Below are 24,579 nucleotides of genomic sequence, written 5' to 3' on the forward strand. Positions count from 1 at the left end.
GGGGTGCCCCGCGACATTCCCCGGGAATGGCAGGCCGCGCTCCCGGGGAACGGCAGGTCGCGAGCGGTGGTCAGATCCTGCCGACCACCTTGCGCGGGGTGAGCCGGACGATCACCCGGACGTCGTCCGGACCGTCGTAGGTGTACTTCTCCTCGCCGCGGTACTTGAAGCCCAGCTCGTCGATCAGCTCCCGGCCGCCCTCGGTGGTCAGCGTGACCTCGCCGCGCACCTCCAGGTACTCGTACGGCTCCTCCGGCGGGTTGATCACGAGCGAGATCCGCGGGTCCCGCACCAGGTTGAGGTGCTTGCGGCGGCCCTCGACGGTCGAGAACAGGATGTCCTCGCCGTCCCGCTTGACCCAGACCACCGAGGACTGGGGGCTGCCGTCGGGCTGGATCGTCGAGACCACGGCGAAGCTCTTGCCGTCGATCAACGCCTTGGCGCGGTCGGAGAGTTGGGCGGAGCTCATCGAGAACCTCTTCTCGTCGGCGGCGGTACGGCCCGAGCGAAAGCCCCGCGCGAGCCCGAACCCGACATTATCGACTCGGGCCCCCGCAGCACCCGTTGAACACCCGTCAGCAGCGGATTGTTCCCGCCCGCCGACCGGAGCCGGTTCAACGCCGTTCGTACACCAGGGCGGTGGCGATCGCGGCCAGCCCCTCGGCCCGGCCCGTCAGGCCCAGGCCGTCGGTGGTGGTGCCGGAGACCGAGACCGGCGCGCCGGCCGCCCCGGACAGCGCGGCCTGCGCCTCCGCCCGCCGCTTGCCGATCTTCGGCCGCACGCCGACCACCTGGATCGCGATGTTGCCGATCTCGAAGCCCGCCGCGCGGACCAGCCGGGCCGCCTCGCCGAGCAGCTTCACCCCGGAGGCGCCGGCCCACTCCGGGCGGTCGGTGCCGAAGTGGGCGCCCAGGTCCCCGATCCCGGCGGCCGAGAACAGCGCGTCGCAGGCGGCGTGGGCGGCGACGTCGGCGTCCGAGTGCCCGGAGAGCCCGGACTCGGCGCCCGGCCACTCCAGTCCGGCCACCCAGAGCGGGCGGCCGGCCTCGAAGGCGTGCACGTCGGTGCCGATCCCGACCCGGGGGATCACCGGGGCCTGCGACACGGCGGGCGCGGCGGTCGAGGGCGCGGACTCCGGGGGCATCGGAGCAGCGGGCATCGGATCAGTAGGCATCGGCGGCCCTCCGGCGGGCGAGTACGGCCTCGGCGAGCACGAGGTCCAACGGACGGGTGACCTTGAACGCCTCCTCGTGGCCGGGCACCACGACGACCGTGCCGCCGTAGCGCTCGACCAGGCCGGCGTCGTCGGTGACGGGCACGGCGTCGGCGCCGCCCGCGGCCTCCTCGGCCAGCGCCTTGGCGTGCACCTCGACCAGGGTGGCCCGGTCGAAGCCCTGCGGGGTCTGCACCGCGCGCAGGGTGGCCCGCTCGGGCGTGTCGAGCACCGGCTCCGGGTGGCCCGGGTTGGGCTCGACCCGCTTGACGGTGTCGGCCAGCGGCACCGCGGGCACCACCGCCGGGGCCCCGGCACGGACGGCGGCCGCGACGGCGTCCACCACCTCGACCGGGACGAGCGGGCGGGCCGCGTCGTGCACCAGGACGATCCCGACGTCGTCCGGGATCGCGGCCAGGCCCAGCCGGACCGACTCCTGGCGGGTCGCGCCGCCGGCCACCACCCGGATGTCCTTGTCGTCCAGCCCGTGGCTGTCCAGCAGGGCGACCACCTCGGCCACCCCGTCGGCGGGCGCGGCGACCACGACCAGGCCGACCGCCCGGCTGCGGGCCAGCGCCCGTACGGCGTGCACCAGGAGCGGCACGCCGCCCAGTTCCCGCAGGGCCTTGGGGGCGCCGGGCCCCAGCCGCTCACCGCGACCGGCGGCGGGCACCACTGCTGCTGCGACTGCTGCTGAGGCGTTCAGGTTTCACTCCTTCGGCGAAGTGGGTATGGCCATGGCGTGCCTGGCGGGCGCTCGGACCCCTTCCGAAGATCCACGGTCCACTGCCCGCCGCGTGACTCCGCAGAAACGGTCTTGCAGGCCTGGACCGGCTCGGGCGGGAGGCGTCGTCCGGACACGCCTCAGCGCCCGAAGTGCCACTGCACCACTCCCGGACGTTCCGTCCTGGGAGCGGCGCGCCGGCACCGGGCGCTGTGAGCGGTGGGCGGCAGCCCGACTGCACTACGAGGCGAGGACCTCGTCGAGCAGCGTCTCCGCCTTGTCCTCGTTGGTGTTCTCCGCCAGCGCGAGCTCGCTGACGAGGATCTGGCGCGCCTTCGCGAGCATCCGCTTCTCGCCGGCCGAGAGGCCGCGCTCGCGCTCGCGACGCCAGAGATCGCGCACGACCTCGGCGACCTTGATAACGTCGCCCGAGGCGAGCTTCTCCAGGTTCGCCTTGTAGCGACGGGACCAGTTGGTCGGCTCTTCGGTGTACGGTGCGCGGAGCACCTCGAAGACCCGGTCCAGACCCTCCTGGCCGACCACATCGCGCACGCCGACGAACTCCGCGTTCTCGGCGGGCACGCGGAGCGTCAGGTCTCCCTGCTGCACCTTGAGCACCAGGTAGGTCTTGTCCACACCTTTGATCTGGCGAATTTCGATGGCCTCGATCAGCGCGGCCCCGTGATGGGGGTAGACCACCGTGTCGCCAACCTTGAACGTCATGTGACAGGACCCCTTCCGTGGCTTTCCAGAATAACACGGCTTGCGGCGCACTCGAAGGGCGTTTTCGCAGGTCAGGGCCGGTCTCGGGGCTTGACAAGGACCCCCATGACGTGCTGCGACCGATGTTCGAGAGGGGCTTCCCGCAGGTCGGAGGCGGTTCCGGCACTCGACGAAACCCTTGCGCAACACCCCCGCAACCATGATTGGATCTTGAGCTTTCACCTTCTTCCGCGTCGTGGCCGGATCGTTATTCGATCTTGGTCGAAGCTTGTCCTCGGATTGACCCGGACGCGCCACCGGTACCGCCGGACGGCCCCCGCGGGCCCTCGGGAGTGCGACACGGGGACCACCCCGTGAGGAGCGCATAAGCGAGGTCGATAATCTGAGACCTGACCTATCGACACGTGACCTAGGAGAAGCCGCCGCCGTGAGCCGCAGCCTTCGACGCGGCAGCATCGCCGCCATCGCCGCCATCGCCATCGCCTCGCTGTCGTCCTGCGCCGCCGGCAACACGCCGGACACCCTGCAGATCAAGCCCGACAACGCGGCGGCGACCATCGGCACCAACCTCCGACTGAACAACATCGTGATCGTCACCGGGGCTGGCACCACGGGCGACCACACCGGCCCCGCCAACGTGGTGCTGAACATCGCCAACACCGCGAACACCCCGGCCGAGCTGCAGTCCATCACCGTCGGCGACAACGCCGCCCCCGCCACCTTCGAGGACGCCGCGGGCGCCCCGCTGTCCACCATCGTCGTCCCCGCGGGCGGCTCGGTGGTGATCGGCGGCCAGGGCAACCCGTCCGCCACCGCCGCCTCGGCGTCCGTCCACATCGGCGGCTTCGCCAAGACCGTGTTCACCTTCAAGGACGGCCAGAAGGTCGAGACCCAGGCCGCCGTGAGCCCGGACGCCAGCCTGTACAAGGGCTTCGGCCCGACGCCGACCGCGGCCGCCGTGCCCGCCAAGCCGGCCACCCCCGGCGCGACGGCCGCCGCGACCGTTCCGGTCGCCGGTGCCACCACCCCGGGTGCCCCGGTCGTCCCGGGCGCTCCGACCACCGGTGCGGCCACGCCGTCCGGCGCCGCCACCCCGGGCGTCCCGGCCGCCCACTGACCCACCGCGCCGCCCCCATGGGGGCGGACACCGCGAAGGCCCCCTCCGGCTACTGCCGGCGGGGGCCTTCCGCGTCGGGGCGCCCGCGGTTTACGGCTCGAACTTGTAGCCCAGGCCGCGGACGGTGACCAGGTAGCGCGGCGCGCCCGGGTCGGGCTCGATCTTGGCCCGCAGGCGCTTCACGTGGACGTCCAGGGTCTTGGTGTCGCCGACGTAGTCCGCGCCCCAGACCCGGTCGATCAGCTGCATGCGGGTGAGCACCCGGCCGGCGTTGCGCAGCAGCATCTCCAGCAGGTCGAACTCCTTGAGCGGCAGGTCGACCTTGGCGCCGTCCACGGTCACCACGTGCCGGTCCACGTCCATCCGGACCGGGCCGGCCTCCAGGGCGCCCGGGCCGCCGCCGTTCTCGCCCGCGCCACCGTCCTCGCCGCGGCGGCGCAGCACCGCGCGGATCCGGGCGACCAGCTCCCGGGTGGAGTACGGCTTGGTGACGTAGTCGTCCGCACCTATCTCCAGGCCGACGACCTTGTCGATCTCGCTGTCCTTGGCGGTCACCATGATCACCGGGACGTTGGAGCGCACCCGGAGCTGGCGGCAGACCTCGGTGCCCGGCAGGCCCGGCAGCATCAGGTCGAGCAGGACGAGGTCGGCGCCGTTGCGTTCGAACTGCTCCAGGGCGTCGGGGCCGGTGGCGGCGACGGCCACCTCGAAGCCCTCCTTGCGGAGCATGTACGAGAGGGCGTCGCTGAACGACTCCTCGTCCTCGACCACCAGTACTCGGGTCACGATCAGGCCTCCGGGGCAAGCTGGGTTGTCTTTGTCAGGGGTACTGCCCGCTCCCCGGCGGGGAGCGAACGGGCCGTACCGTCGGTGCGGCCCGTGGTGGGGGTTCGGGGTGCTGCGGCGCGCACGACGGGATCCCCGGCGTCGAAGCCGTCCGGGTCCTCGTCGGGCTCGTCCTCGGCGGGCGCCTGCCCGGCGGGCAGGCGGATGGTGAAGGTGGAGCCCTGGCCCTCGACGCTCCACACCGAGACGGTGCCGCCGTGCGAGGCGGCCACGTGCTTGACGATGGACAGGCCGAGGCCGGTCCCGCCGGTAGCCCGGGAGCGGGCCGGGTCGACCCGGTAGAAGCGTTCGAAGACCCGCTCGCGGTCCTTCTCGGAGATGCCGATGCCCTGGTCGGTGACCGAGATCTCGATCAGCTCGCCGTCCGCCTCCCCGAGCGCCGCGGCGCTGGAGATCCGGCGGGTGGCGATGGCCACCCGGGTGCGGGGCGGGCTGTAGTTGACGGCGTTCTCCACCAGGTTGCCGAGCGCGGCGGCGAGCTGGCCGCGGTTGCCGTGCAGGTAGAGCCCGGCGATGCCGCCGGCCGCGATCAGGATCTGCTTGGCGGCGGCCTGCTGGCGGCAGCGGTCGATCGCCTCGGCGATCAGTTCGTCCACCGCGACCGGCTCCGGGTCGACCATCAGCCGGTCGTCCTGGACCCGGGAGAGGTCGATGATCTCCTGCACCAGGCTGGCCAGCCGGGTCGCCTCGACCTGCATCCGGCCGGCGAAGCGCTGCACCGCCTCCGGGTCGTCCGACGCGTCGGCGACCGCCTCGGAGAGCAGCGACAAGGCCCCGACCGGGGTCTTGAGCTCATGGCTGACGTTGGCCACGAAGTCCCGGCGGACGGCCTCCACCCTGCGACGCTCGGTCTGGTCCTCGACCAGCACCAGCACCAGCCGGGAGCCCAGCGGGGCGACCCGGACCGACACCGCGAGCGGCTCGGCCGCGCGGGCCGCGCCGGGGCGTGGCACCTCCAGCTCGACCTGGCGGATCTCGCCGTCCCGGCGGGTGGAGCGGGCCAGCGCGAGCATCGGGTCGACGGCGACCGCGCCGCCCCGCACCAGGCCCATCGCGTACGCCGCCGAGCTGGCCTTGACCACCTCGTCGCCCTCGCCCAGCACGATCGCGCAGGAGCGGAGCACGGAGAGCACGGTGTCGACCCCCGGCGGCAGCGGGGGCTCGGTGGTGCCGGCGCCCAGTCCCTGGTGCCGGCCGTAGTGCCTGCCGCCGGTGTTGTACCTGCCCTTGGCCTGCTCGCGCTCGCTCCAGCGGAAGGCGATGGAGGCGGTGAGACCGACGCCGAGCCCGGCTATGGCGCAGGCAGCGGCAGCGGCCACGTTCACGTCCATGTGGCCAGCGTAAGCGCACGGCCAGCCCACTCCCCAAGGTCTGGGTCAAGGCATCGACCACGCGTTGCCGAGAATTCACCTTCACGTAGCTGCCGATTCACCACACCGGCCGTGCATCGTCGCCCGAACGGCACAGAGTTGGCCACGCAGCCCGTGTGGGAGAGAACGGTGTGCCGAACAGCGGCCGCCGTCTCGGGTGTGCGCGTACCATTCGCGCCACCAGCAGCGGCCGCCCGGACACCGGAACGATGGTCGGACGGGCTGACCGGTCGGCACCGCCACCGACACAGCTACTGAGGAGAGAACATGCGCGACGCGTACCACGAGGAACTGGACGGGATCGGCGACAGCCTGGTCGAGATGGCCCGGCTGGTCGGCTCCGCCCTGGGCCGGGCCACCACCGCCCTCCTCGATGCGGACCTTGCGCTGGCGGAGAGCGTGATCGCCGCCGACCAGAAGATCAACGAGCTCCACCACGAGCTGGAGAACCGCGCCATCGACCTGCTCGCGCGGCAGCAGCCCGTCGCGACCGACCTGCGCATCGTGGTCACCTCGCTGCGGATGAGCGCCGACCTGGAGCGCTGCGGGGACCTCGCCCGGCACGTCGCCAAGGTCGCGCGGATGCGCTACCCCGAGTCGGCCGTCCCCGCCGACCTGCACTCCACCGTCCTGGAGATGGGCCAGCTCGCCCAGCGCCTGGTGGCCAAGGCCGGCCTGGTGATCGCCACCAAGGACGTGGACAAGGCCCTGGAGATGGAGCAGGACGACGACGCGATCGACAGCCTGCACCGCGAGCTGCTGTCGCACCTGATCGACGAGCGCTGGCACCACGGCATCGAGACCGCCGTCGACCTCACCCTGGTCGGCCGCTACTACGAGCGCTTCGCGGACCACGCGGTGTCGATCGCCAAGCGCGTGGTGTACCTGGTGACGGGCGAGCACGTGGACGAGTTCGTGGCCGCGACGGAGGCGACCGAGGCCTCGCCCGTCGACTGACCGCCGACCGCGGCTCACCCCCAGGGGTGAGTAAACCTGCGGCGAGGGTGGTGCGGGCGCACGGCCCCCGTGCGCTCCACCACTGCGCGCCCGTTGACGCTCCCGCCGATCGGCGGCTTCACTCGAAGTTGGGTGCACGGGAGTGTGCCCGTCACTAGGAGGGAAGAGCTCGATGAAGGCCAACCCGACCCGACCGGCACCCGCCCACCACCCCGTCGAGCCACCCACCCCGAAGCTGCTGCCCGTCCTCGCGGCCGGCTGCGGTTGCAGCCCGGGCTGCGGCTGCGGCTGCCAGGCCGGCGCGCCCTGCCAGTGCGGCGGCGCGCACGGCGGCTGCTGCGGCGGGAACTGAGGTACACGGGCCGCACGAGGCACACGAGGTGCACGGCCGACGGCCGTGCACCTCGTCGCTCGTTCCGGCTGTTTCCGGCTGTTTCCGGCTGTTCCCTGCTGTTCCCGGCGTCAGAACTGGACGTCGGTGCAGGAGTAGAAGGCGTTCCCGGTGTCGGCGATCGTCCAGACCGCGACGACCACCTGGTGCCCGGTGCGACCGCTCGGGATGGTCGCGGTGTGGCTGAGCGTGCTGGGCACCTGCACCCCGCCGTACGGGACGACCAGGAAGGGCGTCAGGTCCAGGTTGTCCCGGGTGATCGGCTGGCTCGCGTCGTAGCCCGGCTTGGTCATGTAGTACTCGAAGTCGGTGGTCGCGTGCCGGGCCGTGAAGGTCCAGGTGAAGGTGAGCTGCTGGCCCGCCGTCACCGGGGTGGTCGGCCAGGCGCCGCCGTGCGGGTCGTCCAGCTGGGCGAAGCGCGAGTTGCCACCGGCGCAGATGGTGCCGTCGGAGGGCCCCGCGTCCGGGAAGCCCTTCGGGCCCTCGACGCTCTGCGGCTCCCACTGGATGTCGCCGCAGTCCCACGGGACGGCGTTGGTGCCGGCGTCGCAGAGCGCGGCCCGGCTGGGCGGCGTCGAGATGTACCCGTGGGACTGGGCCGGGAAGGCCAGGGTGAGCGGGATGGCGAGCGCGGCGACGGCCGCCCCGACCAGATGGCGTGTGCGCATGGTGCTCCTCCGTGGGGGTGGATGGAGAGTGCGCCGGGCGGCAGACGCGCGCGCGTGGGGGTGCGGCGGCCGGGGACGGGGAAGGACCCTTGGCATGCCTGCGGCAGTCCGGTGCCCTCACGGTAGGAGCCGCCGCCACCACCCGTCAATGGTCTGAACCATTATTGAGACACCCCCGGTCGGGCCGCCAACTCCGCCTCCACACAGGCCCGTTGAACGACGAAGGCCCCGCCCCCGGACGAACCGGGAGACGGGGCCGTACCGTCCGTGGGCTTACTTCTTGCCCTGGGTCTGGCCTGTCGGTTTTTCGGGCCTGATCAAGGGCGTCTGACCTGGGGCTGAGCGGTCGCCAGTTGTCATCATTGGCCGCCCTTGATCGACGTCGGACGGCCCACAGACGGCCCGGAGGTCTGACCATCAACTATCGCCCGGCAAGTGCTCCGGCCTCCACCCAAAGCATGCCTGGCGGATCACAAGCATCCTCGGTTGCGGCCTTGTGTCAGAGGGGCACCAGCCGCATGCTGACGACATGGCCGTGTCCGATGAAGTGCGAGCAATGTGCATCGCATTGTTCGCCCCCAAAGAGATCGATTCCGCCCTGCGGGTCCTGGACACCTACGACGGGGAAGAAGCAGACCGAGTTCATCGAGCGGTAGTCGCCTTGAGCAGTGGCGACTTGTACAGACTCGCTTCGTGGGTCGACGGCGTTACACCGCCGCTCGACCAGCTCTTCTGGATCGCGGGCGCCATGCAACCGGACGCCACCGAGAAGCAGGTCGCTGCAGCCAGGTGGCTCAACAGCTTCTACGACAAGCATCGTCTGGCCTCGCCCGAGGAAGCAGGCTGATCGGCCGGGGCCACAAGCGGATCGAGGCCACCATGGCCATGCTGTGGAAGCGAAGACGCCGCGTCGCTTGTCCGTAGCGGGTGACCACAGTCCGAGAGTGCTCGAACCGGTTGATCGAGGCTCACAATCCGAGCCCACCCAAGTCAGACACACCGAGCACCGGCGGGCTCCGGCTACGGAAGCTGACAGAACGCCACGGCGGCATCATCGCTGACCTTGTATCGAGGCCAACGAAGGCCGTCTGGATCAGTAGCTTCCACCTTGCGAACGGCCGAGATCAGCCCGTCCGCGCCACCCTCCCGAAGCGTTGTGAACGCATCCGCCCACGACGCAGCGCGGTACTCTGTGACGAATCTCGACACGCCGTCCGACATAACTGCTGCGGCACTGACATCGGCCAACGGCGCCGCACCCACCACCGCGTGGCTTGCCGCTTCAGAGTTCGAGGCGGCCACCCAGTAGCCGTCCACGGTGTTCCGGGTGAGCCGCTGGGCCTCGACCATCCGGCGGACGGCCTCGGTGTGCTCGGGCGTCCCGGTGGCGAAGCGTTCCGTCTCGGTGCGGAGTTCGGGCACCACGGTGTCCACGCGCAGGTCGGTGACCACCTGGTAGTCGTCGGCCCGCTCGAAGACGATCGGCGAGTCGGCGAGAACCAGGTAGTCGAAGCTGTCGGCTCCGGCCCGCAGGATCGAGACCGTTGCCGATGGCGTACCGGGGTTGCGGAGATCACACCCGGGGTGGAGCGCGGCGACCTGGTCGAGGGCCTGAGCCAGCCCGTCAGTCAGTGGCCGGCCGGGCTCTGCCAGTGCGGCCACCAGGTGGCCACCGAGCTGGGAGACGTACCACGGGACGCCGTGCCGACAGCCGGTGTCGAGCCCGGCCGTGCTCAGGCCGTCCAGGACGACGGCGAGCGTGGGCGTGGCCGCCACCCAGTCTTCGTTCGGGTTCGCGCCGCCTGGGCCCTGGTCCGGTACGCCCGCGCCAGCGCCGCCCACATCCTCGGCCCGACCGCCGCCGCCAGCACCGGCGACCCACACCTCGACAAGCTCCTGAACGCGGTGAAGACCGCCGGACCCTCCGGCATGACGCAGAGCCAGGTGCAGGTGCTCCTGAAGCGGCTCAACGCCACCCAGCGCGCCGACGTCACCGCCCGCCTGGTGCAGCTGCCCGGCTTCGCCGCCGCCCAGCTCTCCACCGGCGGACGCCACCAGACCGTCTACCTCTACGCCCCGCCCAACTGAGGAGCGGTCCGGAAAGGCCGGAAAGGCCGTAAGGCCATCTGACCAGCGAAAACACCTGGCGGAAAGTGGTCCGGAATGGTCCGCGAAGGGGTCCGCGAACCCCGGCCGCCCGCCTTCCCGGCCCCTTTCCGGACCACTTTCCGCCACACAAAGCCCCAGCTCAGACCCCTTTCCAGCCTTTCCGGCCTTTCCGGACCACCCCCGGCCCGAACGGAGACCACCCCATGACCCGCCCGACCACCATCCGAACCGCCCGACCGGCCACACGACCGGACGCCCCACCGGCCACCACGGAGCCCCGGGCCCGCTCCCCACCACGTGCCCGACCCGACCGAGGACCAGGACCAGCAAGCCGGGGGAGACCCCTCTCGGAACCCCTCCCCCGCCACCCGCACCGCCACCAGGTAGACGGTAAACCCGCAGGTCACCGGTTAACCGTTTACCTTTACCGCCCCATTTACCGCCGCCCCGAGAGCGGATGTCGATCAAAAGTCGGTCGACCCGGCCGGGGGCGTGAGACGGCCCCGGCGCCCGCCCGGCAGGTGGCCTCTTCAAGCCGCGCCAGACGCCCGCCGGACCCGCCTGCCGAGCAGCCCGCGCGTCGACCTCCGCAACGGTCCGTAACCTCCCCCCACCCACCCCCAACCGGAAAAGCCTCTCCCCCACCTACTCAGGAGGCTGGGGGGCCGTTCTCGGGGCGGGTGGGGGGTGGGTGGGAGATCACCCTCCGTTACACCCCGCAAGGCTGTTCAAGTCCCCGGCGCCTCCTCCAGCCCTCCCCGACACCGCGCCTGACACCTGGTCTGACACCCCGCCCTCACCCACAGGAGAGGCCCATGGCCAACCGTCGCGTCCCCGCCGGACACCCCAAAGACGGCCCTCTCCCGGCGCCGGGCACCTCCCTCCCTGCCCCACCGCACCCCGCCCCGAGACCCCACCGGGCGGCCCCCACCACCCTCCACCGCGCCGGTGCCGGTGGGCACGAAGCCCCCACCCGACCGGGCGCCGCCCCGACCCCCGCCGGTGCGGCCCCGGACGCCCTGCCCGAGGCCGCACCGGCCATCGTCCACCGGGCCGCCCCGGGCCCCTCCCCCAAGGACCGCCGGGCGCCCGCCCCCTCGACTACACCCTCCGCGTGACCTGCGGAAACGCCTCGACTACAGGCCCGACTACACCTCGACTACACGCCGACTACAGCCCCGACTACAAAGGAGCGGCCCCATGGCCGGCCACATCCAAGACCGCTGGTACAAGACCGAGCACGGCCCCGACGGCAAGCCGCGGCGCGTCCGCACCGACCGCTACGGCACCGGCAAGCGCTACCGGGCCCGCTACGTCGCCCCGGACGGCACCGAGAAGAGCAAGAGCTTCCCCGACCGCCAGAAGCGGCAGGCGGAGGAGTGGCTGGCCCGGATCGAGGCGGACATGTCGCGCGGCCAGTACCTCGACCCGGCGACGGCGAAGACCACCTTCCAGGAGTTTGCCGAGCACTGGCTGAGGAGCCAGACCAGCGACCCCAACACGCAGGCCTCGATGCAGTCGCAGCTTCGGCGGCACGCCTTCCCCCGGATCGGGGCCCGGCCGCTCACGTCGTTCCAGCCCAGCCACATCCGGGAGTTCGTGGCGGAGCTGGAGACCTCCGGCATGTCGGGGTCGTACGCCCGGGTCATCTTCTCCAACGTCCGGGCCGTGCTGAGCGCGGCCGTGGACGACGGCATCCTGCCCCGGAACCCGTGCGTCGCCCGAACCGTGCGCCCGCCGGTCGTCGGGGCCCGGCGGGTCGTCCCGTGGGAGCCGGAGCGGGTGTTCGCCGTCCGGGAAGCCATGACGGAGCGGTACCGGGCCACGGTGGACGTGGGCGCCGGCTGCGGGTTGCGGCAAGGGGAGATCCTGGGGCTGGCCGTGGATGCGCTGGACTTCGACGCCAACACGATGCACGTCACCCAGCAGCTCAAGCTGAGCCGGAGCAAGCCGGTGTTCGCGCCGCCGAAGGGCGGGACGTTGCGGAGCGTGCCGCTGCCCCGGCCGGTGGGCGACGCGCTCAGGGCCCACATGGAGCGGTTCCCGGCGGTGGAGATCACGCTGCCGTGGATGAAGGTGGGTGGACCGCCGGTCACGAAGCACCTGATCTTCACCAGCCTCTCCGACTCGATCGTCTGGCGCGGCATGCTCAACGAAGACCACTGGAAGCCTGCACTGGCCGCCGCCGGGGTCATCCCGACGCCGGGCAAGGGCGAGTCCTATGCGTCCGCCCGGGAGCACGGGATGCACGCGCTCCGGCACTTCTTCGCGTCGGTGCTGCTGGACGCCGGGGAGAGCATCAAGGCCGTGAGCGAGTACCTGGGCCACGCCGACCCGGGGGCTGACCCTGCGGGTCTACGCCCACCTCATGCCGGACAGCCGACACCGGGCCCGGAAGGCGATCGAAGGCATCTTCAAGCCCCAAGATCACGAAGGCTGACGGCCCACAGACGGCCCGGGAATGAAGACGGCCCCTCACCAGCGCCAAACGCGCAGGTGAGGGGCCGTTTCGGCAAGTGGGTTACTTCTTGCCCTGGTTCTTGACCGCCTCGATGGCGGCCGCGGCGGCCTCCGTGTCGAGGTAGCGGCCGCCCTTGACGACCGGCTTGAAGTCGGCGTCGAGCTCGTAGACCAGCGGGATGCCGGTGGGGATGTTCAGGCCGGCGATGTCCGCGTCGGAGATGCCGTCGAGGTGCTTGACCAGCGCGCGCAGGCTGTTGCCGTGGGCGGTGACCAGGACGGTCCGGCCGGCGGCGAGGTCCGGGACGATGGCGTCGTACCAGTACGGGAGCATCCGCTCGACGACGTCCTTCAGGCACTCGGTGCGCGGACGGATCTCGCTCGGGATCTCGGCGTAGCGCGCGTCACCGGCCTGCGAGAACTCGTCGTCGTCGGCGAGCACCGGCGGCGGGGTGTCGTAGGAGCGGCGCCACAGCTGGAACTGCTCCTCGCCGAACTCGGCCAGGGTCCGGGCCTTGTCCTTGCCCTGGAGCGCGCCGTAGTGGCGCTCGTTCAGGCGCCAGCTGCGGCTGACCGGGATCCAGTGCCGGTCGGCCTTGTCCAGGGCGATCTGCGAGGTGCGGATGGCGCGGCGCAGCAGCGAGGTGTGCACCACGTCGGGGAGCAGACCCTCGGCGGCCAGGAGCTCGCCACCGCGGGCGGCCTCCTTCTCCCCCTTCTCGTTGAGGTCGACATCAACCCAACCGGTGAACAGGTTCTTCTGGTTCCACTCGCTCTCGCCGTGGCGGAGCAGGATGAGTCGGTACGTCGTGTCAGCCATGGCCCCCAGCTTAGTGGAGGGCGGAAAACCCCTGGTGGGGCGGTTCGACCCGTGTGTAATGTGTGCACCGCGCATCTGCCACTTACGCGCGTCGGCTGACCGGGCCTGCCCGCGCCGCTCAGCGGACGCCTGCCCTCGGGAGCCCCCACATGCTCGTCGCCCTGGCCGCCAACCCCCGGATCCGAAGAGTGGTACGCGAGACGGTGGGCGGGCTGCCCCGGCAGTTCTGGTGGCTCTGGGTGAGCACGCTGGTGAACAAGCTCGGCGCGTTCGTGGTGACGTTCCTGGCCCTTTACCTGACGGTCGACCGGGGGTACTCGGCCTCCTACGCGGGCCTGGTGGCCTCGCTGTTCGGCCTCGGTTCGGCGATCGCGGCGGTCCTCGCGGGCGTGCTGGCCGACCGGATCGGCCGCCGCCCCACGCTGGTCGCCGCCCAGCTCGGCACCGCGCTGTTCACCGCCGTGCTCGGCTTCGCGGACGGCCAGGTGGCCATCGCCGCAGTGGCCTTCCTGGTGGGCCTGTGCAACAACGCCACCCGGCCGCCCACCTCGGCGATCATCGCCGACCTCGTCCCGGCCGAGGACCGGGTCCGCGCGTACTCGCTGAACTACTGGGCGATCAACATCGGCTTCGGCCTCTCCGCCGCGGTGGCCGGCCTGATCGCCACCCACGGCTACCTCACGCTCTTCCTGCTGGACTCGCTCTCCACCCTGATCTGCGCGGTGGTGATCTTCGTCCGCATCCCCGAGACCAAGCCGCAGGCCTCCCCCGAGCGGGCGGACGGCTCCGCCGAACCCCAGGTCAGCCTGCTCTCGGTGTTCCGGGACGCCCCGTTCATGGCGCTGGTCGGGCTGACCCTGCTGCTCGCGCTGGTCTTCCAGCAGGGCAGCACCACGCTGGCCGTGGACATGGGCGCCTCCGGCATCACCTCCACCGAGTACGGACTGGTCATCGGCCTGAACGGGCTGCTGATCGTGGTCCTGCAGATCCCGCTCACCCGGTGGATGGAGGGCCGCTCGCGGACCGGACTGCTGATCACCAGCTGCCTGCTCACCGGCTGGGGCTTCGGGCTGGCCGCGCTGGCCGGCTCCTCGGCCTGGCTGTTCGCGCTCTCGGTGGCGGTCTGGACGGTCGGCGAGATCCTGAACACCCCGGTGATGATGGGCCTGGTCGCCGAGCTGGCGCCGACCCACGGGCGCGGCCGGTACCAGGGCGTCCACACCCTCTCCTGGTCGCTCGCCTCGTTCGTCGGCCCGGCGGGCGGCGGCCTGCTGCTCCAGCACGCCGGACCCGCGGTGCTCTGGACGGCCTGCGGGGCGGTCGGCACGGTCACCGCGCTCGGGTACGTGGTGCTGGCCCGCCGGACCGGCGCGGCGGGGCGGCGCAGGCCCGTCGTGACGGAGGTCCCGGCGCCCGCGGTGGAGCCGGCGGGGCAGGCCGCGAAGGCCCCCGCGGGCGCCTGAGCCGGCTCCGTCAGTCGGCGGCCGGGGCGGGTTCCGGGGTGTCCGGGGTGGCGGCCGGGGCGGCCAGGTGGGCGAAGGCGGCCAGGTTGCGGGTGGACTCCCCGCGCTTGGTCCGCCACTCCCACTCGCGCCGGATCGCCGAGGCGAAGCCGAGCTCCAGCAGGGTGTTGAACGGCTCGTCGGCGTTCTCCAGGACCGTCCCGAGCAGCCGGTCCACCGTCTGCGGGGTGAGCGCCTCCAGCGGCAGGCGGCCGGCCAGGTAGACGTCGCCGAGCCGGTCGACCGCGTACGCGACGCCGTACAGCCGGGTGTTGCGCTCCAGCAGCCAGCGGTAGACGCCCTCGTGGTTCTCGTCCGGGCGGCGGATCACGAAGGCGTTCACCGACAGGGTGTGGTCGCCGACCCGCAGGGCGCAGGTCGTGCTCAGCTTCCGGGTGCCCGGGAGGGCCGCCACCAGGGTGTACGGGTCGGTGGCGGCCGGCTCCCACGCCACCCCGGCCTCGTCCAGGGCGGTGCGCAGGAGGGTCAGGGCCTCGTCCTTGGTGCGGGTTGCCATGGGGGTGACGTTACTCGCCGGTACCCGTGGAGCGCAGCCCGGCCGACGCGGCGGTCGCCCTGCGCGGCGGTCGGCCGTCAGCGGTCCGCCGTCAGCGGCGCCGGGCCACGGCCAGCCGGCCGGACGGGCGGGCCATGCTGCCGGCGTACACCTCGGCGGTGGTCGCCGCCGCCGTGTCCCAGCCGAAGGCGGCCGCGTGCCGGGCCGCCGCCGCGCCGCGCCGGGCCACCAGCTCCGGGTCGGTGGCGTACGCCTCCAGCGCGTACGACCACTCCACCGGGTCGTGGCCGCGCACCAGCGTGCCGGACTCGCCGTCCCGCACCGCGACCGGCAGGCCGCCGACCGCGGCCGCCACCACCGGGGTGCCGCAGGCCTGCGCCTCCAGCGCGACCAGCCCGAAGGACTCGCTGTACGAGGGCATCACCAGGGCCGTCGCCGCGTGGTACCAATCCGCGAGCCGCGCCTGGCCGACCGGCGGGCGGAAGCGCACCACGTCGCCGATGCCCAGCTGGGCGGCGAGCTTGTGCAGGCTCTCCGGCCGGGCCAGCCCGGTGCCGGACGGCCCGCCGACCACCGGCACCACCAGCCGCTCGCGCAGCCCCGGGCGGCGCGCCAGCAGCTCGGCGACCGCGCGCAGCAGCACGTCCGGCGCCTTCAACGGCTGGATCCGGCCGGCGAACAGCAGCACGGCGGCGTCCTGCGGCAGACCCAGCCGGGCCCTGGCGGCGACCGCCGCCTGCGGGCCGTCGGGGCGGAAGACGTCCAGGTTGACCCCGGGGTGGACGACGGCCAGCTGGTCCGGCCGGGCGCCGTAGTGCAGCGCCAGCTCGGCGGCCTCCTCGGTGGTGTTGGCGATCAGCCGGTCGGCCGCCTCGACCACCTGGGTCTCGCCGATCACCCGGGCCGCGGGCTCGGGCGTGTCGCCCTCGGCCAGCGCGGCGTTCTTGACCTTCGCCATGGTGTGCATGGTGTGCACCAGCGGCACCCCCCAGCGCTGCGCGGCCAGCCAGCCGACCTGCCCGGAGAGCCAGTAGTGCGAGTGCACCAGGTCGTAGTGGCCGGGGCGGTGGCCCGCCTCCGTCCGCAGCACCCCGTGGGTGAAGGCGCAGAGCTGGGCCGGCAGGTCCTCCTTGACCAGGCCCTCGTACGGCCCGGCGGTGACGTGACGCACCAGCACGCCCGGGGCCAGCTCGACCGTCGGCGCGTCGTCCGAGCAGATCGCCCGGGTGAACACCTCGACCTCGATGTCGAGCTCGGCCAGGCGCTTGGCCAGCTCGACGATGTAGACGTTCATACCGCCGGCGTCCCCGGTGCCGGGCTGGTGCAACGGCGAGGTGTGCACGCTCAGCATGGCTATCCGGCGCGGGCGGCGGCGGGCCGGGACGAGCGACTGGAGCCTGCCGCGCGCGGGCGCGGCGGACTGGGCCCGGCGCACCGAGCGGACGGGGTGCTGGATCACCTGGCTGAAGCCTCCTCGTGTGCGGCCCGTCTCGGCGGTCCGCGTACGGGCCGCCCCATGTCCGGTGTGCGCTGCCCCGTCCGGGCACACATCACCACCAGTGTGCCAACCCCACGGCGGTCGTCCGGCATTCCCGGTCCGAGGGGCGGGACGGCCGGGCGGGCCTGCGACCTGCTCCGCAGCGGCTCCGCGGCGCCCGGCCGGGGCGGCGGCACCGACCGGCCGGGGTGGCCGTTCCGGCGGTCCGACTACCCTTCTGGGCATGGCCGCCTCCTTCGACCCCAGCACCGCCGTGCCCGCCCGCGGGCGCACCGGACGGCCGGTGGGGACCGTCACCCGGGGCACCACCAACACCAACCGGCTGCGTCGGATGGACCGCTGGATCGCGCACACCCTGGGCCGTGCGCTGCGCGCCGCCGGGCGCCCCCCGGTGGCGGTCGACCTCGGCTACGGCGCGGCGCCCTGGACGGCCGTGGAGCTGGCCGGACGGCTGCGCGCGGTGCGGCCGGACGTCCGGGTGGTCGGGATCGAGATCGAGCCGGAGCGGGTCGCGGCCGCGCTGCCGTACGCCGAGCCGCCGCTGCTCACCTTCCGGCGCGGCGGCTTCGAGGTGCCGCTGGACGGCGGCGCGCCGGCCCAGCTGATCCGGGCGGCCAACGTGCTGCGGCAGTACGAGGAGTCGGCGGTGGCCGGGGTGTGGGAGCGGCTGTGTGCCCGGCTCGCCCCGGACGGGCTGCTGGTCGAGGGCACCTGCGACGAGATCGGGCGGCGGCACGTCTGGGTCGCGCTCGGCCCGGAGGGCCCCCGGACGGTGACCTTCGCGGCGCGGCTGGGCGGCCTGGAGCAGCCCTCCGACCTGGCCGAGCGGCTGCCGAAGGCGCTGATCCACCACAACGTGCCCGGGCGGCCGGTGCACACCTTCCTGGCCGACTTCGACCGGGCCTGGGCGGCGGCCGCGCCCTACGGGGCGTTCGGGGCGCGGCAGCGCTGGGTGGCGGCCTGCACGGCGCTGGCGGGCAGCTGGCCGCTGGTGGACGCGCGCGGGCGGTGGCGGCAGGGCGAGGTCACGGTGCCCTGGACGGCGCTCGCACCGTAGGGCGCGCCCGCGGGGGGCTCCCCTGCGCCCGCGCACCGCTCGTTCCGTCGCTCCGGAGCCGGTGGGCGAAGCGACACATTCACTCGAACGAGTTATCGAATATCTCTGGCGTGTTGACGCCTCGTCACGTCACGATGGAGGCCACCGGTCGGCGACACCACGCGCCACTCGGCGCTCACCCAGCCCGGTCCACCCGTTCGTCAGCCCACCCGTTCGTCACTCGTCCTGCCCGAGCAGCTCCCTCCGGGCCCGTTCGAACACCCCGTACATCTCCTCCCCGAACAGCACGAACCGCACCGCCGCCAGCTCCGCGCCCGCCCGCGCGTCACCGCCGTCCAGCACCCTCGCGACGGTGCCGAGCGCGATCCGGGCGGCGTCCGCCGGCGGCCAGCCGTAGATCCCGGCCGACACCGCCGGGAAGGCCACCGTGCGCGCGCCCAACTCCGCCGCCGTGCGCAGCGACTCGCGATAGCAGGAGGCCAGCAGGCCAGCCCGTTCCTCGTACTCCTCCGCCAGGTACACCGGCCCGACGGTGTGCACCACCCAGCGGGCCGGCAGCCGCCCGGCCGTGGTCGCCACCGCCCGCCCGACGGGCAGGCCCTTGCCCCAGTGGGAGGCGCGCAGCCGGCGGCACTCCTCCAGGATCTGCGGCCCGCCCCTGCGGTGGATCGCGCCGTCCACCCCGCCACCGCCCAGCAGGGACGTGTTGGCGGCGTTCACCACCGCGTCCACCCGCTGTTCCGTGATGTCACCCTCGACCAGGGTGATGCGCGTCACCATCGTCGACCCCCTTCCTCGACCTGCCCGGCAGCCGCCGGAGCAGGCTCCCGTTTCCCGTTCGAGTCAAACCACCACACCGCCACCGGCGTGGCAATAACCACAACGGCGCCGGTCGGCCAGAGAAATCCCCGGAGATCACGTTATGGTCGCGAGAAGTTCCCTGACGCACGGTGCCAGGCGGGCACTGCGGACGGACGTCGGCCGTTACGCAGTCGGGGAAAGGGAGGAACCACCGATGCCCGCAACGGGAGACGGGCGGGCACCTGGTGCCGCGGACCTGCCGGGCGCCCATGACGGCGCCCCCGTCGGCCATGCCCGTAAGCGCCCGGTCACGACCGGTCCGGCGACGGCCGCTCCCCCGATACCCCACCCCCGGTCGCAGGCGGCCCGGGCCGGGCACGGACCGCACCACCCCTCGCACGTGGCCGAGGCCGGCAACCTCCCGTCGGCCGGCGAGGCGCCCGCCGACGGCGGCACCGCGCCGCTGCGGCTGCTGGTCATCGAGGACGACGCCTCGGACGCCCAACTGATCAAGGCCGCGGTCGCCGACAGCGGCACCTCGATCGAGATCCACTGGGTCCGCGGCCTCGACCAGGCCACCCGGCTGCTGGCCCCGCCCTCCTCCGCCACCCGGCGCGGGCGCTCCCGCGGCTCCGAGTTCGGCTGCGTGCTGCTCGACCTGGCCTCCCCGGCCGACCTGCCGCACCCCTCCGACCCGTCGGACGGCCTGGAGGGCCTGCACGAACTGCTCCGCCGGGCCCCGCACACCCCGGTCGTGGTGCTCACCGACGCCGCCGGGGCCGAACTCGGCGCGGCCGCCGTCGCCGCGGGCGCCCAGGACTTCCTGATCAAGCACGAGACGGACGGCCCGCTGCTGGCCCGCGCGCTGCGCTACGCCGTCGAGCGCAAGCGCGCCGACGAGTCCCAGCGCCGCCTGGTCGAGGCCGAGCTGCGCGGCCAGGAGAACGCCCGTCTCCAGCGCCACCTGCTGCCCACCCCGCTGCTGGACGGCGCCGGGCTGTCCTTCACCCGCCGCTACCGCCCCGGCCGTCGCCGCGCCCTGCTCGGCGGCGACTTCTACGACGCCGTGCGCACCGACGACGGCGCCGTCCACGTCGTGATCGGCGACGTCTGCGGCCACGGCCCGGACGAGGCCGCGCTCGGCGTCGCGCTCCGGATAGCGTGGCGCACCCTGGTCTTCGCGGGCCTCACCGGCGAAGCCCTGCTCACCACCCTCCAGCACGTGCTGGAGCACGAGCGGCGCAGCGACGAGATCTTCGCGACGCTCTGCATGCTGGTCATCGAGCCCGGCGGCGGCGACACCGGCCTCGACTCGCTCGGTGCCGGTGAGCGGGTCCGGCTCTACCTCGCCGGGCACCCGGCGCCGCTGCTGCTCGGCCGCGACCACGCCCCGCTCACCCTGCCCGCCGACCTCGCCGGGCCCGCGCTCGGCCTGCTGCCCTGCCACGACGGGCAGGCCGCCTGGCCCGCCCACGAGGTCGAACTCCAGCCCGGCTGGCGGCTGTTGCTCTACACCGACGGACTGATCGAGGGCCGGGTCGGGGCCGGTTCCCGCCGCCTCGGCCAGGACGGGCTCGCCGATCTGATCGCCGATCACCAGTCCGCCGGACTGACCCGGGGCCGGCTGGTCGACAGCGCGATCGCCGAGGTCGAGGAGCTGAACGGCGGGGCGCTGACCGACGACGTCGCGGTGCTGCTGCTGGAACGCAACCCGGTACAGCTGATCCTCGGCTGAGCGGCACGCACGAAGCAGCCCGGGCGGGTGAACTCCCGTCCCGGGCTGCGGTGTTGCCTGTCCCCGTTGCGTGCCCTCGGGCTACCAGGGGCCGTACGGGCCGGTGTTGCTCCGGCCGCCCCGCCCGTTGCCGCCGGTCAGTGCCCGGATCGCGGGGCGGACGTCCACCACGTAGACGATCGAGGCGACCAGGCCGGCCAGGGTGCCGATGCTGCCGAGGAAGTTGGCCCCGAACAGCAGGTCCCAGCCGAAGCTGATGCCGAGGACCGCCAGCCAGAACCCCTTGGTCTTCTTGTCCGCCGCCCGGTAGGCGTCCTCCCGGCGGGTGGCCGCGTCGACCAGCGCGAAGAACTTGTAGCCCAGGATGGCGACGGCCATCCACCAGAACGGGTTCAGGTAGGAAAAGGCCAGGATCTGGAACACTCCGGTCATCGCGCTCTCCTACGTCTCTCTCGGCTTGCCGCGCCCGGCCGCCGCCCATCCTGGCACGGCGGCCCTCCGCATCGTGTCAACGTCCCGCCGTCACCGGTTGTGCCCAGGGGGCGCGGCCGGGCGGCCCCGCGGTCACTCCGCGCGGTCGGAGCCGCCCTTCCGGGCCCGGGCGGACTTCTTCGGCTCCGGCTCGGAGCCGTTGTCCTCCACCAGCTCGGCCTCGACCGGCTCGGCCGGGACCGGCTCGGCGTAGGACGACTCGGTGTGGGACGACTCGACGGCAGGCTCGCCGGCCCCGTCCTGCGGGCGGGTCTTGTCCACCACGACCTTGCCGCGCTCGGCCAGTTCGTCGTAGGTCTCCTTGGCCTTCACCGCCAGCTCGACCGCACGGGCCACCTGCTGCAGGGCGAAGCCCTGGGCCCGCTCCTGCAGGGCCTTCAGGTCGGTGGGGAGGGTGGTGACGGCCTCGGTGACCTTGGCCGGAGCCCCGGCCAGCAGCGTCTGCGCCTCGTGCAGCCGCGCGGTGGCCTTCTCCTGGGCGCCCTTGCGGTCCGCCGCCAGCGCCTCGACCCGGCCCGGCACCTCGCGCAGCTTCTCGTAGGCGAGGTCCCCGGCGCCGGCCAGGGCGTACAGCGGGGTCGGGTCGGTGAGGGTCTTCTTGATCTCGTCGGTGATGGGCATGGCTACCGGTCCTCCCGGTGAGTGTTCTGGGTGGCTGCGCCGTCGGTCGTCGGACCGGAGGCCGAAGCGGCGTTCTCCTTGAGGAAGGCGTCGTAGACCGCGAGCAGCGCCTGCTTCTGCTGCTCGTTGATCAGCGGATCGGCCAGGATCGAAGCCCGCAGCTCCAGGCCCTCACCCCGCCGCTCCTCCAGGATCCCGGCCTGGACGTACAGCGTCTCCGCCGAGATCCTCAGCGCCTTCGCGATCTGCTGCAGGATCTCCGCGCTCGGCTTGCGCAACCCTCGCTCGATCTGGCTGAGGTAGGGGTTGGACACGCCGGCGGCCTCCGCCAACTGGCGCAGCGAGTACTGCGCGTTGCGCCGCTGCTCCCGGATGTACTCGCCCAGCGAGCCGACGTTCAGTGAGGCCATGTGATCAGCCTGCAACACCGCGCTTGCATTTGCAAGCGGAATGCTAGCGGTTGCAAACACGGTGCCCGTGTGGCAGGCGGGTCAGCCCGGGTGGGCCGACAGGTGGGTCAGCAGCAGCCCGGTGAGGCGTTCGGGGGTGCGCAGGGGGAGGTAGTGGTCGGCGTCGGGGAGGCGGTGGGCGCGGGCGCCGGGGATGTCGGCGGCGAGCCGCTCGGCGATCGCGGCGATCTCGGGGTGGTCGCGGTCGCCGTGGACGACCAGGGTGGGGGCGGCGACCCGGTCGAGCTGCGACTCGGCGTCCCGGACCGGGGCGCCCGCGAGGTGCCGCTCGCTGATGATCCGGCGGGCCGCATTCTGCTCCACCATCGCCCGGATCAGCTCTCCCCCGGGCGCGGTGCGGCCCATCGCGGCCCAGACGGACAGCTCCAGCTCCGCCAGCGCCGCCGCGTCGCCCCGGCGGCGGGCCTCGGCGTAGGCGGTGGTCTCCGGGGAGGACGGCCAGTCGTGGCCGCTGACCGAGGCGCCGACCAGGGCCAGGGCGCCGACCCGCTCCGGGTGGGCGAGGGCGAGGTCCAGCGCGGTCTCCCCGCCCATGCTCAGGCCGACCAGCGCGGCGCGGTGCAGGCCGAGGTGGTCCAGCACGGCGCGCAGGTCGTCGAGGTCGTCGAAGGTCCGGTCCGGCGGCGCGGAGCGGCCGAGGCCGCGGGCGTCGTAGCGGATCACCTCGTGGTGGCGGGACAGCTCCGGAACGACGGCGTCCCAGAGCCGGGAGTCCATGCCGGAGCCGTGCAGCAGCACCACCGGGCTGCCGGTGCCGCGGCGCTCGGCCCAGAGCCGGCCGCCGCCGGGGGCGGGGACCTGGAGTTCGTACGCGGGAGCCGGATCGGTGCTCATGCGGACGATCCTTCCAGACCGGCCGGTGCCGGCTCGGCTCACAGCACGGGGTCAGGGGTCACGCGGGGTCGGCGTCGGGGAGGCGGATGGGCATGAGGACGGAGAAGGTGCCCGCGCGGTCGGGGGTGCGGAAGGCGAGCGGGGCGATCGGGCCGCCGAGTTCGAGCAGGAGCTGTCCGGGCCGACCGGCGCCGAGGGCGTCGAGGAGGTAGTCGCGGTTGACGGCCACCCGGAAGTCCCCGGGGGCGAGGTCGTCGGCGACGGCGAGGCGGCCGTCCGCGGTGAGGGTCAGGACGGTGACCTGGCACTCGGCGCCCTGCGGGCCGGAGGGGAGGGTGCGGGTGGCGCCGGTCTCGACGGCGGCGCGCAGCTCGGCGGCGGTCAGGGTGATCCGGTGCCGGGGGTCGAGCCGGGTGACGGCGCGGTGGTCGGGGTAGTCGAAGTCCAGTGCGGCGCCCTCGATCCGGTGCCCGCCGGTCTCGGCGCGGAACGTACCGCCGCCCAGGGTGAGCACGGCCTCGGCCGGGCCGCCGGAGAGCAGGGCGCGCAGGGCGTCCACCAGCGCGGTCGGGACGACCGTGCCGGGGGCCGGCTGCTCCGGCGCACCGGTGGCGGGCACCTCGGCGAGGGCCATCCGGTAGCGGTCGGTGGCGACCAGGCGCAGCACCGGGCCGTCCGGTTCGAACAGCACCCCGGCGAGGGAGGGCGGTTCCGGGTCCCCGCCGACCGCGAAGCGGACCGCGTCCAGGGCGGCGGCCAGGCCGTCGGCGGGGAGGGTGAGGCGGAGTTCGGCGGGGGTGGTGGTCATCGACTGCTCCCTCTGCTCGATCATCGTGCGGATCAGGGAGAGCTCGCGGCGGGCGTCGGCCAGGCCGTCCTCCAGCCGGCGCAGGTGCGCGTCGAGGACCTGCCGGGCCTCGCCGCTGCCGGGGGCCGCGGCGAGCACGGCGCGGATGCCGGCCAGCGGCAGGCCGACCCGGCGCAGCCGGGCCAGCAGCCGGGCGTCGGCGAGTTGGGCGGGCCGGTACCAGCGGTAGCCGGTCTGCGGGTCGACCCAGGCGGGGGTGAGCACCTCGGCGCCGTCGTAGTAACGCAGGGTGCCGACGCCCAGGCCGCTGGCGCGGGCCAGCTCGCCGATGCTGTGCAGCTCGCTCTCCATTCCGGTGACTCTGCGGGCTCGACCTGGTCGAGGGTCAAGCCGGGCCGGCGAGGTGGGCGAGTTTGTGCGGGTTGCGGACGGCGCGGACCGCGGAGACCAGCGGCCCGCCGTCCGGCCCCTCGACGAAGTCCAGCACCGGGACGGAGGCGACCGCGCCGTCCACGGTGACCAGCCGGCGGTGCTGTTCGAAGTCGGCGAGCCGGGTGTCGGGGGTGTCGGTCACCCTCGGGACGCTACCGCACGGTACGCGGCCGGGTTCAGCCGCGGAAGGCGTCGTACGCGGGGGCGAGCAGGGTGGCGAGGTCGCGGCCGTGCACGGTGATGCCGGAGCGGCCGAGGCGGCGCAGCGAGGGTTCGTCCGGGTCCTCCTGCGGCGGGGCGGGCCGCAGGGTGAAGTCGCCGCGCCAGTAGGCGGCGACGTTGACCACCGGGGCCTTGGGCTGCCCGGTCGCGTGCCCTCCTCGGTCGGCTGGTTCCGTTGTCATCCGTCCTCC

General features: G+C 73.3%; 27 protein-coding genes and 1 pseudogene. 9 read left to right on the plus strand and 19 right to left on the minus strand.

Annotated elements, in window-relative coordinates:
- Positions 1-70: 70 nt before the first annotated feature.
- From RZ50_RS17610 to RZ50_RS17625, 4 genes are all read right to left on the minus strand, one after another.
- Complete coding sequence (locus tag RZ50_RS17610; protein WP_196951605.1) at positions 71-469, minus strand: PPOX class F420-dependent oxidoreductase; 399 nt, start codon at positions 467-469, stop codon at positions 71-73.
- Positions 470-614: 145 nt separating this feature from the next.
- Positions 615-1,145, minus strand: coding sequence for a 2-C-methyl-D-erythritol 2,4-cyclodiphosphate synthase (gene ispF, locus RZ50_RS17615; protein ID WP_196951629.1), 531 nt, complete (start codon positions 1,143-1,145; stop codon positions 615-617).
- A gap of 19 nt (positions 1,146-1,164) precedes the next feature.
- Positions 1,165-1,920 (minus strand): 2-C-methyl-D-erythritol 4-phosphate cytidylyltransferase, encoded by a 756-nt coding sequence (gene ispD, locus RZ50_RS17620; RefSeq protein WP_254802824.1) that lies wholly within the window; start codon positions 1,918-1,920, stop codon positions 1,165-1,167.
- Positions 1,921-2,178: 258 nt separating this feature from the next.
- Positions 2,179-2,661 carry a CarD family transcriptional regulator gene (locus tag RZ50_RS17625; RefSeq protein WP_030244332.1) on the minus strand — a complete coding sequence of 161 codons (483 nt, stop codon included), beginning with the start codon at positions 2,659-2,661 and terminating at the stop codon, positions 2,179-2,181.
- Positions 2,662-3,088: 427 nt separating this feature from the next.
- Here RZ50_RS17625 and RZ50_RS17630 point away from each other — a divergent pair, with 427 nt between their 5' ends.
- The gene (locus RZ50_RS17630) at positions 3,089-3,778 is read left to right on the plus strand and encodes a DUF461 domain-containing protein (RefSeq protein WP_196951607.1); all 690 of its coding nucleotides are present in this window, start codon (positions 3,089-3,091) and stop codon (positions 3,776-3,778) included.
- A 90-nt stretch (positions 3,779-3,868) separates the two neighbouring features.
- Here RZ50_RS17630 and RZ50_RS17635 read toward each other — a convergent pair whose 3' ends face one another.
- Positions 3,869-4,564, minus strand: a complete 696-nt coding sequence (locus RZ50_RS17635) for a response regulator transcription factor (RefSeq protein WP_030061050.1) — start codon at positions 4,562-4,564, stop codon at positions 3,869-3,871.
- Positions 4,565-4,566: 2 nt separating this feature from the next.
- Positions 4,567-5,955 carry a cell wall metabolism sensor histidine kinase WalK gene (locus RZ50_RS17640; RefSeq protein WP_196951608.1) on the minus strand — a complete coding sequence of 463 codons (1,389 nt, stop codon included), beginning with the start codon at positions 5,953-5,955 and terminating at the stop codon, positions 4,567-4,569.
- Between the two features lie 306 nt (positions 5,956-6,261).
- Here RZ50_RS17640 and phoU point away from each other — a divergent pair, with 306 nt between their 5' ends.
- On the plus strand, positions 6,262-6,951 hold the full coding sequence (gene phoU, locus RZ50_RS17645) for a phosphate signaling complex protein PhoU (protein ID WP_196951609.1): 690 nt from the start codon (positions 6,262-6,264) through the stop codon (positions 6,949-6,951).
- A 172-nt stretch (positions 6,952-7,123) separates the two neighbouring features.
- Positions 7,124-7,303: a hypothetical protein gene (locus tag RZ50_RS17650; protein WP_196951610.1), complete on the plus strand. Its 180-nt coding sequence runs from the start codon at positions 7,124-7,126 to the stop codon at positions 7,301-7,303.
- A 110-nt stretch (positions 7,304-7,413) separates the two neighbouring features.
- On the opposite strand, the gene RZ50_RS17655 is transcribed toward RZ50_RS17650, so the two are convergent.
- Positions 7,414-8,010 (minus strand): lytic polysaccharide monooxygenase, encoded by a 597-nt coding sequence (locus RZ50_RS17655; RefSeq protein ID WP_196951611.1) that lies wholly within the window; start codon positions 8,008-8,010, stop codon positions 7,414-7,416.
- 529 nt (positions 8,011-8,539) lie between these two features.
- Here RZ50_RS17655 and RZ50_RS17660 point away from each other — a divergent pair.
- Positions 8,540-8,857, plus strand: coding sequence for a hypothetical protein (locus RZ50_RS17660; protein WP_196951612.1), 318 nt, complete (start codon positions 8,540-8,542; stop codon positions 8,855-8,857).
- Positions 8,858-9,030: 173 nt separating this feature from the next.
- Here the strand turns inward: RZ50_RS17660 and RZ50_RS17665 are convergent, their stop codons facing one another.
- Positions 9,031-9,894 (minus strand): protein phosphatase 2C domain-containing protein, encoded by an 864-nt coding sequence (locus RZ50_RS17665; protein WP_308271708.1) that lies wholly within the window; start codon positions 9,892-9,894, stop codon positions 9,031-9,033.
- 45 nt (positions 9,895-9,939) lie between these two features.
- Here RZ50_RS17665 and RZ50_RS17670 point away from each other — a divergent pair, with 45 nt between their 5' ends.
- On the plus strand, positions 9,940-10,098 hold the full coding sequence (locus RZ50_RS17670) for a hypothetical protein (RefSeq protein ID WP_196951613.1): 159 nt from the start codon (positions 9,940-9,942) through the stop codon (positions 10,096-10,098).
- 1,221 nt (positions 10,099-11,319) lie between these two features.
- Positions 11,320-12,559, plus strand: a pseudogene (locus RZ50_RS17675) (tyrosine-type recombinase/integrase).
- Between the two features lie 81 nt (positions 12,560-12,640).
- Here the strand turns inward: RZ50_RS17675 and RZ50_RS17680 are convergent.
- Positions 12,641-13,399, minus strand: a complete 759-nt coding sequence (locus RZ50_RS17680; protein WP_196951614.1) for a phosphoglyceromutase — start codon at positions 13,397-13,399, stop codon at positions 12,641-12,643.
- A gap of 149 nt (positions 13,400-13,548) precedes the next feature.
- Here RZ50_RS17680 and RZ50_RS17685 point away from each other — a divergent pair, with 149 nt between their 5' ends.
- Positions 13,549-14,862: an MFS transporter gene (locus tag RZ50_RS17685; protein WP_196951615.1), complete on the plus strand. Its 1,314-nt coding sequence runs from the start codon at positions 13,549-13,551 to the stop codon at positions 14,860-14,862.
- Between the two features lie 10 nt (positions 14,863-14,872).
- Here RZ50_RS17685 and RZ50_RS17690 read toward each other — a convergent pair whose 3' ends face one another.
- Together RZ50_RS17690 and mshA are read right to left on the minus strand one after the other, a co-directional pair.
- Positions 14,873-15,418, minus strand: coding sequence for a YbjN domain-containing protein (locus RZ50_RS17690; RefSeq protein ID WP_196951616.1), 546 nt, complete (start codon positions 15,416-15,418; stop codon positions 14,873-14,875).
- A gap of 91 nt (positions 15,419-15,509) precedes the next feature.
- Positions 15,510-16,877 (minus strand): D-inositol-3-phosphate glycosyltransferase, encoded by a 1,368-nt coding sequence (gene mshA / locus RZ50_RS17695; protein ID WP_374199938.1) that lies wholly within the window; start codon positions 16,875-16,877, stop codon positions 15,510-15,512.
- A gap of 262 nt (positions 16,878-17,139) precedes the next feature.
- Here mshA and RZ50_RS17700 point away from each other — a divergent pair, with 262 nt between their 5' ends.
- Entirely contained in the window at positions 17,140-17,973 is an 834-nt protein-coding gene (locus tag RZ50_RS17700; RefSeq protein WP_196951617.1) for a class I SAM-dependent methyltransferase, read from the plus strand.
- Positions 17,974-18,189: 216 nt separating this feature from the next.
- On the opposite strand, the gene RZ50_RS17705 is transcribed toward RZ50_RS17700, so the two are convergent.
- A complete protein-coding gene (locus RZ50_RS17705; protein WP_196951618.1) occupies positions 18,190-18,753 on the minus strand; it encodes an O-acetyl-ADP-ribose deacetylase in 564 nt (187 codons plus the stop codon).
- Between the two features lie 235 nt (positions 18,754-18,988).
- Between RZ50_RS17705 and RZ50_RS17710 the strand changes: the two genes are divergently transcribed.
- Complete coding sequence (locus RZ50_RS17710) at positions 18,989-20,509, plus strand: PP2C family protein-serine/threonine phosphatase (RefSeq protein ID WP_196951619.1); 1,521 nt, start codon at positions 18,989-18,991, stop codon at positions 20,507-20,509.
- 81 nt (positions 20,510-20,590) lie between these two features.
- Here RZ50_RS17710 and RZ50_RS17715 read toward each other — a convergent pair whose 3' ends face one another.
- The 7 genes from RZ50_RS17715 to RZ50_RS17745 all read right to left on the minus strand — a co-directional run bounded on the left by RZ50_RS17715 (position 20,591) and on the right by RZ50_RS17745 (position 24,570).
- A complete protein-coding gene (locus RZ50_RS17715; RefSeq protein WP_196951620.1) occupies positions 20,591-20,941 on the minus strand; it encodes a DUF2516 family protein in 351 nt (116 codons plus the stop codon).
- 132 nt (positions 20,942-21,073) lie between these two features.
- A complete protein-coding gene (locus RZ50_RS17720; RefSeq protein WP_196951621.1) occupies positions 21,074-21,622 on the minus strand; it encodes a hypothetical protein in 549 nt (182 codons plus the stop codon).
- 2 nt (positions 21,623-21,624) lie between these two features.
- Complete coding sequence (locus RZ50_RS17725; RefSeq protein ID WP_196951622.1) at positions 21,625-22,032, minus strand: helix-turn-helix domain-containing protein; 408 nt, start codon at positions 22,030-22,032, stop codon at positions 21,625-21,627.
- A gap of 81 nt (positions 22,033-22,113) precedes the next feature.
- Positions 22,114-22,926, minus strand: coding sequence for an alpha/beta fold hydrolase (locus tag RZ50_RS17730; RefSeq protein WP_196951623.1), 813 nt, complete (start codon positions 22,924-22,926; stop codon positions 22,114-22,116).
- Positions 22,927-22,984: 58 nt separating this feature from the next.
- Positions 22,985-24,085 (minus strand): MerR family transcriptional regulator, encoded by a 1,101-nt coding sequence (locus RZ50_RS17735; protein WP_196951624.1) that lies wholly within the window; start codon positions 24,083-24,085, stop codon positions 22,985-22,987.
- Between the two features lie 34 nt (positions 24,086-24,119).
- Positions 24,120-24,308, minus strand: coding sequence for a hypothetical protein (locus tag RZ50_RS17740; RefSeq protein WP_196951625.1), 189 nt, complete (start codon positions 24,306-24,308; stop codon positions 24,120-24,122).
- A gap of 34 nt (positions 24,309-24,342) precedes the next feature.
- A complete protein-coding gene (locus RZ50_RS17745; protein WP_196951626.1) occupies positions 24,343-24,570 on the minus strand; it encodes a hypothetical protein in 228 nt (75 codons plus the stop codon).
- Positions 24,571-24,579: the final 9 nt, after the last annotated feature.

Source organism: Kitasatospora sp. SUK 42, from assembly GCF_015776785.2.
GTDB lineage: Bacteria > Actinomycetota > Actinomycetes > Streptomycetales > Streptomycetaceae > Kitasatospora.